At 67.7% G+C, this 11,840-nt stretch carries 12 protein-coding genes; 4 read left to right on the forward strand and 8 right to left on the reverse strand.

Translation table 11 applies throughout. The annotated features are described in order from the left end of the window. Nucleotides 1-38: 38 nt before the first annotated feature. Both ACFWF1_RS21240 and dusB read right to left on the reverse strand, forming a co-directional pair. Nucleotides 39-2,297, reverse strand: a complete 2,259-nt coding sequence (locus ACFWF1_RS21240) for an LCP family protein (RefSeq protein ID WP_379282162.1) — start codon at nt 2,295-2,297, stop codon at nt 39-41. A 190-nt stretch (nt 2,298-2,487) separates the two neighbouring features. Continuing rightward, nucleotides 2,488-3,630 carry a tRNA dihydrouridine synthase DusB gene (gene dusB / locus ACFWF1_RS21245; protein WP_379282333.1) on the reverse strand — a complete coding sequence of 381 codons (1,143 nt, stop codon included), beginning with the start codon at nt 3,628-3,630 and terminating at the stop codon, nt 2,488-2,490. Nucleotides 3,631-3,726: 96 nt separating this feature from the next. Here dusB and ACFWF1_RS21250 point away from each other — a divergent pair, with 96 nt between their 5' ends. Both ACFWF1_RS21250 and ACFWF1_RS21255 read left to right on the forward strand, forming a co-directional pair. Next, a complete protein-coding gene (locus ACFWF1_RS21250) occupies nt 3,727-3,951 on the forward strand; it encodes a toxin-antitoxin system HicB family antitoxin (protein ID WP_379282163.1) in 225 nt (74 codons plus the stop codon). After that, nucleotides 3,948-4,316: a type II toxin-antitoxin system death-on-curing family toxin gene (locus ACFWF1_RS21255; RefSeq protein WP_379282164.1), complete on the forward strand. Its 369-nt coding sequence runs from the start codon at nt 3,948-3,950 to the stop codon at nt 4,314-4,316. The genes ACFWF1_RS21250 and ACFWF1_RS21255 overlap by 4 nt, the downstream gene beginning before the upstream one ends. A gap of 10 nt (nt 4,317-4,326) precedes the next feature. On the opposite strand, the gene ACFWF1_RS21260 is transcribed toward ACFWF1_RS21255, so the two are convergent. The 4 genes from ACFWF1_RS21260 to ACFWF1_RS21275 all read right to left on the reverse strand — a co-directional run bounded on the left by ACFWF1_RS21260 (nt 4,327) and on the right by ACFWF1_RS21275 (nt 7,867). Beyond that, on the reverse strand, nt 4,327-5,205 hold the full coding sequence (locus ACFWF1_RS21260; protein WP_379282166.1) for an SDR family oxidoreductase: 879 nt from the start codon (nt 5,203-5,205) through the stop codon (nt 4,327-4,329). Nucleotides 5,206-5,269: 64 nt separating this feature from the next. Continuing rightward, nucleotides 5,270-5,704: an SRPBCC family protein gene (locus tag ACFWF1_RS21265; protein WP_379282167.1), complete on the reverse strand. Its 435-nt coding sequence runs from the start codon at nt 5,702-5,704 to the stop codon at nt 5,270-5,272. Nucleotides 5,705-5,750: 46 nt separating this feature from the next. Further along, complete coding sequence (locus ACFWF1_RS21270) at nt 5,751-6,950, reverse strand: lipid-transfer protein (protein ID WP_379282168.1); 1,200 nt, start codon at nt 6,948-6,950, stop codon at nt 5,751-5,753. Further along, nucleotides 6,947-7,867 (reverse strand): MaoC/PaaZ C-terminal domain-containing protein, encoded by a 921-nt coding sequence (locus ACFWF1_RS21275; protein WP_379282169.1) that lies wholly within the window; start codon nt 7,865-7,867, stop codon nt 6,947-6,949. The genes ACFWF1_RS21270 and ACFWF1_RS21275 overlap by 4 nt, the downstream gene beginning before the upstream one ends. Before the next feature lie 114 nt (nt 7,868-7,981). Between ACFWF1_RS21275 and ACFWF1_RS21280 the strand changes: the two genes are divergently transcribed. Next, the gene (locus ACFWF1_RS21280; protein ID WP_379282170.1) at nt 7,982-8,986 is read left to right on the forward strand and encodes an AraC family transcriptional regulator; all 1,005 of its coding nucleotides are present in this window, start codon (nt 7,982-7,984) and stop codon (nt 8,984-8,986) included. 15 nt (nt 8,987-9,001) lie between these two features. On the opposite strand, the gene ACFWF1_RS21285 is transcribed toward ACFWF1_RS21280, so the two are convergent. Next, nucleotides 9,002-9,868, reverse strand: a complete 867-nt coding sequence (locus tag ACFWF1_RS21285) for an SDR family oxidoreductase (protein WP_379282171.1) — start codon at nt 9,866-9,868, stop codon at nt 9,002-9,004. Between the two features lie 155 nt (nt 9,869-10,023). Beyond that, entirely contained in the window at nt 10,024-11,169 is a 1,146-nt protein-coding gene (locus tag ACFWF1_RS21290; RefSeq protein WP_379282172.1) for an acyl-CoA dehydrogenase family protein, read from the reverse strand. 94 nt (nt 11,170-11,263) lie between these two features. Here ACFWF1_RS21290 and ACFWF1_RS21295 point away from each other — a divergent pair, with 94 nt between their 5' ends. Next, nucleotides 11,264-11,746, forward strand: a complete 483-nt coding sequence (locus ACFWF1_RS21295) for a hypothetical protein (protein WP_379282173.1) — start codon at nt 11,264-11,266, stop codon at nt 11,744-11,746. The last annotated feature ends 94 nt before the right edge of the window (nt 11,747-11,840 follow it).

Below are 11,840 nucleotides of genomic sequence, written 5' to 3' on the forward strand. Positions count from 1 at the left end.
GACCGTTAGCGACAGTGTTGCCGCAGGTCGCGCCTTGCCTACTTACAGGTCTCGTCCGCCGCGTTCACGTGCTCCAGGTCGGACGGCAGGGTGACCGGCGTCGCAGGCGCCATCGCGGGCATGTTCGAGATGGGATCGCCGACCGGCGTCGGCGCTTTCACCGTTCCGTTGAAATCGCCGCCGATGACCACCTCGACGATGCCGCCGAGATCGTTCGCCGATTCCATCAGCGCGCCGGGGATCGCGCTGGCCACCGTGGCCGCAGCGGCCTCCTGCCCGGCCCCGTAGCGAACCTTCGAGGTGACCTCGCTGCCGCCGGAGTAGTTGCCGATATTGAAGATCCCGAAGCCCTGGTTGCCGAGCTTGGTCGCCGCCCGCTGCGCCAGGCCCGAGGTGCCGGAGCCGTTGGAGACCAGCAGCGACACCGTGCTCGGATCGACCGCGGTCAGCTTCGGCGGGGTGGGCGGCGCCGACGGGATGGAGCCGGGGGCCGGGCTGATCTTCTTCTCGCCGGGCAGCGGCTGATCGTCGCGGATCGCCTTGAAGATCGCCTTGATGTCCTGCTCGCGCGGGATCTCGTTGCCGTAGGAGGTGGTGCCCGCGGTCGGGATGGTCAGGAAGGTGACGGTGCCCGCGTCCAGCTTCTGCAGCGAACGGCCGAGCGTGAGCAGGTCCTGGGGCGTGACCCGGTCGACCGAGGTGTGGGTGGTGAACGCGTTGATGAAGCCGTTCAGCTTGCCGGGATCGAAGAGCACCCGGCCGGAGAGCGCGCCGCGCAACAGCGAGGCCATGAAGCGTTGCTGCCGGTTGATCCGGTCGTAGTCGCTGCGCTCCTCGCCGTAGACGTGCCTGGCGCGCACGTAGTTCAGCGCGGTCGCGCCGTTGACCTTCTGCTTGCCCGGGTTCTCCAGCACCGTGCCGAGGATCTCGTCGTTGATCGGCTTCGGCGCGCACACCTCGACGCCGCCGATCTGATCGACCATGGCCTCGAAGCCCGCGAAGTCGACCGCGATGAAGTGATTGATCGCGCTACCGGTCATCCGCTGAATCGTGGTGAACAGGCACTTGGGGCCGCCGAGCGCGTAGACGGCGTTGAGCTTGTCGCCGATCGCGGACGGGAAGGTCTCGCTGGTGTACTGGGCCTTGTCGTTGTCCCAGCCGTTGCACTGCGGCCGGGTGACGTCGAGATCGCGCGGGAACGAGACGACCACCACGCGCGAACGGTTCTTCGGGATGTTCACCAGCATCACGGTGTCCGCGCGGGAACCCTCGGCGTCGTCGAGCGTGCCCGCGCCGACCTGACTGTTCACGCCCGCCCGGGTGTCGGTGCCGACGAGCAGATAGTTCTCGTCACCCAGCTGAGCGTCGGAGTCGACGACGTCGTCGTTGTTGTCGACGATCGCCGAGATCTGGGTGAAGTTGTTGCCGGTGGTCCGCAGGTAGCTCCAGCCGCCGCCGGTGGTGAGCAGACAGAGCACTGCGAACATCGTCAGTGCGCTGCGGCCCGCGAGGCGCAGCCGCTTGTTGCGGCGCTGCTTGCTGGCGGCCAGCCGGGACAGCGGTGCGGCGCCGACGGACTTGGGTTGTGCGGCACCGGTTTCGTCGTTGGCCGGCCACTCGGTTTTCTTGCGCTTGGCGCGGGTGGTCTCCTCGAGCGGCGGCAGGATGTCGGTGACCTCTTCGGGCGTTTCCTTCGCCCGGGCTGGTGCGGCTTTCCTGCTTTCCTCGGCCGGGCCGCGCCGGTTGGGGGTCCGGGCGGCGGGCGTGCCCGCGATGTCCTGGACGACCGGTGAACCGGCCGTGCGCGGTGGTGGGCCGTCGGCGGTGCGCCGTGGGGTCGGCTCGGTCGGGCGGGCCGGTGCTTGGCGGCGTGCGGCCGGATCACCTTGGCGGCGGGCGGCCGGGTCTGGTTGGCGCGGCGCGTCACCCTGGCGGCGGGCGGCGGGATCCGGTTGGCGCGGTGGGTCGCCCTGGCGGCGCGGCGGTTCGGCCTGGCGTCGCTGGGTCGGCTCGGCGGGGCGTTGTTCCGGTCCCGGTTGGCGCGCGCCTCGATTGGGTGCGGCGCTGGTCTCGGGGGGTGCTGCGGCGCGGCGGCCACGGCGGCCGGAGCGCTCATTGTCGACCTTTTGAACCAGGTCCTGCACGGTAAGCGGTGCGTTGCCCGCGTCGGCATCGGTGTGGCGGGATCGCCGGGACGACCGAGAGTCGTCTCGATCGGTGTTGTCCTCCGTGGGATAGCGCTCCCACGGGGCGCGATCTCCGGGCCGAGGCGAACGCCCGTGCCGATCGTCACCCACCAACGAACCTCGCTTTTCGTCTACGTCGCCGCCTCGGGCCGTACTCGACCGGCATGACCGATTCCGCAATGATAACGATTCCGCCACGGCGAGCCACCTGAGTGCGAAATCGAATTGGCCACAGTCTGGTTTGGATACCCGATTCGCGATCGCGTCACTCGGGTATCAGGAGGCCGTGATCGCCCGGTTTTCAGCCGCCGCTGTGCATTACGTCCGCGCCGTGCGGGACCGAGGGATCCTGCGGGTCGTCCAGCCAACCGTGCGGTAACGCGACTTTGCCTGGGGAGCCTTGTCTTCCGCGTGGGCCCTCGGCGTCCCTGGGGAACGGAGCGGTCGGATCAAGCTGTCCGACAAGGTCTTCCAGCTCGGTGAGCCTGGACACCATGGCGAACGAACGCCGCAGGTCGGCGCCGACCGGGAAGCCCATCAGGTACCAGGCCATGTGCTTGCGCAGGTCGCGCATGGCCTTGTCCTCGCCGAGCAGGTCGGACAGCAGCGCGGCGTGCCGGTACAGCACCTCGCCGACCCGGCCGAGGTTCGGCGGTTCGGGCAGCTCCTCGCCGCGCAGCGCCGCCTGGAGTTCGGCGAACAGCCACGGGCGGCCGAGGCAGCCGCGGCCGACCACCACGCCGTCGCAGCCGGTTTCGGCCATCATGCGGACCGCGTCGGCGGCGGAGAAGATATCGCCGTTGCCGAGCACCGGGATCGTGCTGACGGCTTCCTTGAGCCGCGCGATGGCCGACCAGTCGGCCTGCCCGGAGTAGCGCTGCGCGGCGGTCCTGGCGTGTAGCGCAACCGCTTGCGCGCCTTCGGCTTCCGCGATGCGGCCGGCGTCGAGATGAGTCTGGTGTTCGTCGTCGATGCCGATCCGGAACTTCACCGTGATCGGGACGCCCGCCGGTTCGGCGGCGCGCACCATCGCGCGCACGATCTGACTGAACAGCGCCCGCTTGTACGGCAGCGCGGCGCCGCCGCCGAGCCGGGTGACCTTGGGCACCGGGCAGCCGAAGTTCATGTCGATGTGATCGGCCCAGCCCTCGCCGACGATGATCCGCACCGCCTCGCCGAGGGTGGCCGGGTCGACGCCGTAGAGCTGCATCGACCGCGGCGACTCGTCCGCATCGAACGCCATCATGTCGAGGGTTTTCTCGTTGCGCTCGACCACCGCCCGCGCCGTGATCATCTCGCAGACATAGATAGAGGTAGGGCTACCGAACTCACGGCACAGCTTGCGAAACGCCAGATTCGTGATGCCCGCCATCGGCGCGAGCACCACCGCCGGATCGACCGCATACGGCCCGATCCGCAGCCCACTCTTCGCCCCGGTAGTCATCGTCACGCCATCCAGTGTCTCATTGGTGGCGTAGTCGCTGCCGCTTCCCCTCGGAACCGTGGTGTCAAATTGCCACCATGTCGCTATGCTGGAGGCATGACCACCAAGCCGACCACTCCGGTGACTCTTCGCCTGCCGAACGATGTGCATGCGCGTGTGTCCGCATTGGCGGAAGCTGATCACATCAGCCTGAACGCGGCGCTGGTTCAGGCCGCCGAGCTGTGGGCCACCGAGCGGGCACACGGTCAGATTGTCGCGTACGCGGTGGACGACGTGATGACTCGGCGCAGTGAGTTGCTGGCGCGGTTGCGAGACGCATGATCTACCTCACTACCGAGGATGTGATTCGAATCAACGGATTGCAGCTCGGCGGGAGTCCGGCTGTGCGCGATGTCGGCCTGGTCGCCTCCGCGGTGGCGCGTCCAGCGACGGTTGCGTTCGGTGTCGAGGCCTACCCGGCCGTCGACCACAAGGCGGCAGCGCTGTTGCACTCGATTGTGTGCAATCACCCGTTTGTGGATGGCAACAAGCGAACCGGATGGGTGGCGTGCGAAGCCTTCCTGCTTGCGAACGGATACCGCACTTCGCTTTCCGACGAAGATGCTTTCGACTTGGTGATCAGAACTGCCACGACATGTTCGGACATCGAAGTCGGCGATATCGCGGCAGCTCTGCACGTGCTCTGAGGCCGGTAGATCAGCCCAATTCGGGTAGGCGGGTGGCCAGATCGTCGAGATTCCAGGGACCGTCGGTTTCGATGGTCTTGCTGGCGGTCCAGCCGTTCAACGCGGAGATCGCGCCGCCCTGGACGGCGAAGACCTGGCCGGTGATGGGGCATTTTTCCTGGGCCAGGTAGGCGACGATGGGGGAGATGTTTTCGGGGGCGAAGGCGTCGAACTGGCCTGCGGGGACCGCTTCGGCGAACATGGCGCCCATGCCGGGGGTGGCCAGGGTTAGGCGGGTGCGGGCTACGGGGGCGATGGCGTTGGCGCGTACGCCGTATCGCTCCAGTTCGAGGGCGGCGACCTGGGTGAGGGCGGCGATGCCTGCTTTGGCGGCGCCGTAGTTCGCTTGGCCTGGGTTGGGCATGAAGGTGCCGGAGGCGGAGGCGGTGTTGATCACCGAGGCGGCGACCTGCCGGCCGGTCTTCGACTGTGCCTTCCAATACGCGGCAGCGTGGTGCAGGACCGCGAAATGGCCTTTGAGGTGTACCGCGATCACGGCGTCCCACTGCGCCTCGTCCATCGCGGCGATGAACGCGTCGCGCAGGATGCCCGCGTTGTTGACCAGGATGTCCAGCCCGCCGAAGGCGGTGATCGCCTGCTCGACAAGGGCTTTCGCGCCCGACCAGTCGGCGATGTTCGCGGTGTCGGCCACCGCGCGCCCGCCTGCCGCGACGATCTCGTCGACCACCTGCTGGGCCGGTCCGGCGTCGGCGCCGACGCCCTCGTTGTTGCCGCCGAGGTCGTTGACCACGACGGCGGCTCCTTCGGCGGCGAGCAGCAGCGCGTGTGCCCGGCCGATGCCGCGGCCCGCACCGGTGACAATGGCGACGCGTCCGTCCAGCGAACCCATGGTGTTCCTTTCGATTGCGGAGTGCTTGAAGCGCTTGCGAGCGCGGATGCGCGAGGCCGCGCGGTCAGGCGAGCAGACCGGCGAGGTTGCCGAGGGAGGCTTCGAGTTCCTTGGTGGAGGCGCGTTCGATCGCGCCGCCGATCGCGCCGACCATCATCTGACTGATGAACTCCGCGTCGACGGTGACCAGAGAAGCGTTGTCGCCCTTGGCTTGCACGGTGAGCGTGAAGCTGATCTGCGCGCCGGCCAGGCCGACGCCGGAGAACTTCGTCGAGTTCGGGGCGGCGTAGTCGTCCACGGTGAAGGTGATGGTGTTGGCCATCCCCATGATGGTGAGCACCTCGGTCATGGTGGCCCCGGCGGACAGCTGGGCGGGCGGCAGCTCCTTCCACTTGGTGTGCACGGTCAGCCACTCCTCGAAGCGGTTCGGGTCGGACAGCACCGCCCACACCTTCTCCTGCGCGGCGGGAAATTCCTTGGAAACCTTGGCCTGTGCCATGGCGGTTCTCCTCTGCTTCGGTAAAGCGATTGGCGTACTGCCGAATTCAGCGATTCGCGGGTCTATAAGCGGTCACGATGGCGGCACCGCCGAGGCCGATGTTGTGGGCGAGCGCGACTTTCGCCTCGCCGACCTGGCGGGCCTCGGCCTCGCCGCGCAATTGCCAGGTCAGCTCGGCGCACTGAGCCAGGCCGGTGGCGCCGAGTGGATGTCCCTTGGAGATCAGGCCGCCGGACGGATTGACCACCCAGCGCCCGCCGTAGGTGGTGTCCTCGGCGTCGATCAGCTTGTGTCCCTCGCCCACACCGCACAGGCCGAGCGCCTCGTAGGTGAGCAGCTCGTTGGGGGAGAAGCAGTCGTGCAGCTCGATCACGTCGAGGTCGTCGGGGCCGATATCGGCCTGCGCGTACACCTTTCGCGCCGCGGCGGCGGTCATGTCGACGCCGACCAGCGAGCGGGCCGTCTTGTCGGCGAAGGTGGATTCGAGGTCGGTCACCATGGCCTGGCCGACGATCTCCACGGCCCGCTCGCCGAGGCCGTGCTCGTCGACGAAGCGCTCGCTGGCCAGCACCGCCGCGCCCGAACCGTCGGAGGTGGGCGAGCATTGCAGCCGGGTCAGGCCGAGCGGCTCGTAAACCATTTTGGCGCTGGCGATCTCGTCGAGGGTGTACACATCCTGGAACTGCGCGTACGGGTTGTTCGCCGAGTGCCGGTGGTTCTTCTCCGCGATCTTGGCGAAATGCGCACGGGTGGAGCCGTATTGCTCCATGTGCTCGACCCCGGCCGCGCCGAACATCCAGGGCGCCACCGGCATCGCGAACTCGCGCAGCTGGGCCAGCGCCTCGATGTGGCGCAGCAGCGGCTGCTCCCGGTCGGTGTAGCCCGCCGCCAGCGAGCCGGACTGCATCTTCTCGAAGCCGAGCGCCATCGCACAGTCGGCGAGCCCGCCGCGAATCGCCCTGGCAGCCAGGTACAGCGCCGTGGAGCCGGTGGAGCAGTTGTTGTTCACGTTGACTACCGGCAGCCCGGTCAGCCCGAGCTCGTAGATGGCGCGCTGTCCGCTGGTCGAATCGCCGTAGACGTAGCCGACATACCCTTCCTGCACCTGGTCGTAGCGGATGCCCGCGTCGGAGAGCGCGTTGCTGCCGGACTCCTGCGCCATGGCCGGGTAGTCCCAGCCTTCGCGGCGGCCCGGCTTCTCGAACTTCGTCATGCCGACACCGATGACAAAAACCCTGTTACTCATAGTGTTTCCTTGCCGATTGCGGGCTCGAACTCCGCGAGCCCGTCCTGGATGACGAATTGGTCGCTGTCGGACCAGGTTTCGAAGGCGTAGCGGTCGTGCCCGCCGTGACGTCCGGTCGCCCACGCGGCGGTGGTGATGGTCTGCGCCGGGAACGCGGGCGAACTCAACCGCACGGCAAGCCTTTTCAGCCGAGCCGGGTCGTCCGGGCTGATCCGGGTGATCAGCGCGTGCGAAATGAACGCGATGGTGCACAGGCCGTGGATGATGATGCCGGGCAGCCCCATCGCCTTGGCGAACTCGTCGATCAGGTGGATCGGCATCGGATCGCCCGCGGGTTCGGCATAGCGGAAGGTCTGGTCCGCGTCGAAGGTCTGTGGCGCGAGGAAGTCCGGTTCGCGGGCCCGCAGGTTCTCGTCGAACGAGTGCGCCGGACTCGGTTCGCCGCGGGCGCCGTCGAATTGGCCACCGCGGAAGAAGCCGACGAAGTACTGCTCGTTGACGAGGTCGCCGGTATCGACGCTGTAGGTCTCGATGTGCGAGGTGACGACCACCCCCGACGATTTGCCCTCGATCCCGATCGGCCTGGCGCGTACCGCCAGGGTCTCGCCGGGTTCGATCGGCCGGTGGAACCGAAAGTCGTGCTCCCCGTGCAGGATTCGCAGCATCAGAGCGTCGGGCACCACCGACATCGCCGCATCGGCCATCAGCACCGTGATCGGCACCACCGCGAAAACCGGTGGCGCGTATATCCCGGTGCGATGGTGCGGTATCGGATCGTTCGTCGCGGCGGCGTAGGCGATGGTGCGCTCCCGATCCACCTCGAAGGTGGCGCGCGCACCCCAGTTGCCCAGCCGGTCCAGGTTGAAGGTCGTCCCGTCCGGCACTGCCGCCGCACGGGTCGACGCGTCGCTGCTCATACCGCAACGCTAGGAATCGGCGGGCGCGGCCGGGATGACCGCGCGGCGCACGTTCGGTGACCGCCGCGCTCAGCACATCCGGGCTGGTAGGTTCGCGTCGGTGAGGAGGTTGCGGTGACGGCCAGGACGGTGCCGATCGACTTCGTGCGCTCCGCCGTCGCCACCGCCCAGCGGCAAGGCGTCGACATCGAGCAGCTGCTCGGCAGTGTGGGGGTGGCGCCCGAACTGCTCGCCCAGGATCGGGCCAGGGTGACCGTCGATCAGGTGGCCGCGACCATGCGCCAGCTGTGGCGGATCACCGACGACGAACTGTTCGGACTGGGTCCGGCGCCGGTGCCACGCGGGTCGATCCGGCTGGTTGGCTTCGGCTTGGTCGCCTGCCGCGATCTGGGTTCGGCGATCGAACGGTTCGGCGAATACCAGCGACTGCTGCCCGGCCTGCCGCCGATGGCGGTGTCCACCGACGGCGAGCGCACCCGATACACCCTCGACACCAGCGTGCTGGCCGCGGGCGAGGAACTGCTCACCGTCTTCCTGCTCGCGGCGGTGCACCGGATGATCTCCTGGGGCATCGGCCGCCGAGTTCCCTTGCGCCAGGTGGAGTTTCCGTATCCGCAGCCGGGCAATATCGCCGACTACGACCTGGTTTTCGGCGCCCCGCTCGTCTTCGGCGCCGCCACCGCGGCCATCACCTTCGACAGCGAGCTACTGAGCGCGCCGCTCACCCGGTCCGAGGAGGACCTCATCGACTGGGCCCGCAACGCGCCGGTCGACGTGCTGTCCCGGCGCGATTACGGCACCTCGCTCGCCGAACAGGTGCGCAAGATTCTCACGCGTGGCCTACGCGGCGACTGGCCCACCGCGGACGAGGTGGCCAAGCGGCTCGCTATGAGCCCACAGACGGTGCGCCGCAAGCTCGGCGAGGAGGGCACCTCGATCACCCAGATCCGCGAGGACATCCTGCGCGACGCGGCGGTGGCCAGCCTGGTGCGCGGTGACGAGACGGTCGAGGCGCTCTCGGCCCGGCTCGGCTTCTCCGAACCTAGCGCGTTCCGGCGCGCGTTCCGCCGCTGGACCGGCAGCCCGCCCGGCTCCTACCGTGGTTCTCCGCCGGGCTGAATCCCCTTCTGGCGCTTACTGATCGCGCAGGCGACGGTGATACTTCTCCCTGATCTCCGCATCGGGTTGCGCGTAAGCCGTTGTCGCCCCGGTGAATCGCGCGACAACCAGCTGCGCCCGATACGGCAGCAGTTGCGCGGTCTTGATGATCGCGGCCAGCCTGCGCGGCACGGTCACCATCGGCTTTCCCTTGACCACCGTCCGCACGATCGCCTGCGCGACATCCGCCGGGTCCACCGTGGTCATCGGCTCGATCCAGCTCGGCATGTTCGCACCGGCCGACAGCTCGGTGCGCACGATGCCCGGCAGCACCGCCGAGACCCGCACGCCGTGCTCCTTCAGCTCCAGATGCAGCGCCGAGGTGAAGCCGACCACCGCGTGCTTGGTCGCGCAGTAGGTGGCCAGCCCCGGAAAGCCTTGCGTCCCAGCGAGGGACGCGATGTTGATCAGGTGCCCGCTGCCGCGCGCCAGGAAGCGGCTGGTGGCCAGCCGCGACCCGTGGATCACCCCGCGCAGGTTGATGTCGACGATCCGATCGGTCATCGCCTCGTCCTCGTCGGCGAACAGCCCGGTCGGCATAATGCCCGCGTTGTTGACGAGCACGTCCAGCGGCCCGAGCTCCTGTTCCAGCTGATCGAGGAACGCGGCGAACGACGCTCGGTCGGTGACGTTCAGCGGCAGGCCGATGATCTTGGCGGCCGGGTCGGCGCCGAGCTCCACCGCCGTCTTGGCGACCAGCTCCACATCGATGTCGCCGATCGCGACCGCGGCGCCCGCCCCGAGAAACGCCTCGGCCGTGGCCCGGCCGATGCCGCGGGCCCCGCCGGTGATCGCGACGACCTTGCCGGTGAGCGAGCCGTCGCCATTCGGTGCACTGGTCATGTTGTCGGCCTTCCTGATTCGTGATCCGATCGACTACGCACCGGTCGGCGGTCGCCCGATCGACCGGTGCGGCGCGATATCCCCAGTGTCGGCGTTCGGGGACCGATAGTCGGCGGATTCGGCAATCACGAAGCGGCGGAGCGGGTCTGACGCACTCAGAGCCCGCGCGCGATGATTTCCTTCATGATCTCGTTGGTGCCGCCGTAGATCTTCTGGATCCGTGAGTCGGTGAAGATCCGCGCGATCGGATACTCGGCCATGTAACCGTAACCGCCGAACAGCTGCAGACAGCGGTCGGCCAGCACGTTCTGCTGCTCGGAAAGCCACAGTTTGGCTTTGGCCGCCGTCGGGATGTCCAGATCGCCGGTGACGTGCTTCTCGACGCAGTCGTCTAGGAAGCTCCAGCCGACGGTGACTGCCGTATCGCATTCGGCCAGGGTGAATTTGGTGTTCTGGAACGCGAAAAGCGGCTTGCCGAAAGCGGATCGCTCCTTGGTGTAGGCCAGGGTCAGCTCGACCGTCTTCTCCATCGTCGCCATCGCGGTGACGGCGATGATCAGCCGCTCCTGCGCGAGCTGCTGCATCAGCTGGATGAAGCCCATGTTCTCGGCCTCGCCGATCAGGTTCGAGCGCGGCACCCGGACCTCGTCGAAGAACAGCTCGCAGGTGTCCTGCCCGTGCTGGCCGATCTTGTGCAGATTGCGTCCGCGCCGGAAGCCTTCGCGGTTCGTCTCGACCGCGACCAGCGAGAGCCCGCCCGCGCCGCCCTGCTCGTTGGTCTTGGCGACCACCAGCACCAGGTCGGCGAGGAAGCCGTTGGAAATGAACGTCTTCGCGCCGTTGACCACGTACTCGTCGCCCTGCACGGTCGCGGTGGTGCGGATCGCCTGCAGGTCCGATCCGGTGCCCGGCTCGGTCATCGCGATCGCCGCGACGATCTCCCCGGAGGCCAGCTTGGGCAGCCAGGTCTTCTTCTGCTCGTCCGTGCCGTACCCGGCGATGTAGTGCGCGATGATCGTGCTGTGTACCGGCCCGCCGAAGCTGGGCGCCAGCGCGCGCACCTGCTCGATGGCGATCACCGCGTCGTGCCGGAAGTCGCCGCCCCCGCCGCCGAACTCCTCCGGGATGCTGGGGCACAGCAGGCCCAGCTCGCCCGCGCGCAACCAGACCTCGCGGTCGATGTGCTGCTGCTGGCCCCACCGCTCCTCGTTCGGTGCGCACTCCTTGCCGAAGAAGTCGCGCGACAGCTCGGCCAGCGCGTCCATCTCCGCATCCATCCACCGTGAGCGGTGCCTTGCCATGTGTGCCCGTCCCTTCGCCCAGCCGACGCCGTCGTCGTGCCCTCACCGTAGAAATCGCCAGTTCGGGTGGCTAGGACCGCGCCGCCCGAATCCGATGACCGCAGCGCTCTCGCCGGTGGCCGTCTGCGTGCTCGCCGGGTTTCTCTGGTCGGCCCGCAGCGATATCGCCGACCGAAACGCGCGGGCGGCCGACGCGCAGCGGGCCGAGCGGATATCGACCGATTACGCGGTCGGTGCCGCGACACTGACCTACCAGGACATCAATGGCTGGGTGAACCGGCTGAAGACGAATACCACCCCGCAGTTGGCGAACAAGTACGACGCGGTGGGCATCAAGCTCGAACAGATTCTGGTTCCGTTGAAGTGGACCTCGACCGCGACACCGGTCAGCGCGAAGGTCGTTTCCGAACAGGGCGACATCTACAAGGTGAATGTGTTCGTGAACGTGCGCAGTACGACCGCGCAGAATCCGGCAGGCATGCAGACCGTCGCGACCTACAACGTCACGCTGGACAAGAACGCCGACTGGAAGATCTCCGATGTCGGTGGAATCGACGGCGCACTTTCGGTGAAGTAAACGGGCCTATTGCAGTAAGCGCAACGTTTATAGGTTTATTGCGTCGAAGCGATCTTCGACGCAATAAACCTTCGAAAGTCCGTAATAGCTGGAC

The sequence above is a fragment of the Nocardia sp. NPDC060255 genome (assembly GCF_042727395.1).
Lineage (GTDB): Bacteria > Actinomycetota > Actinomycetes > Mycobacteriales > Mycobacteriaceae > Nocardia.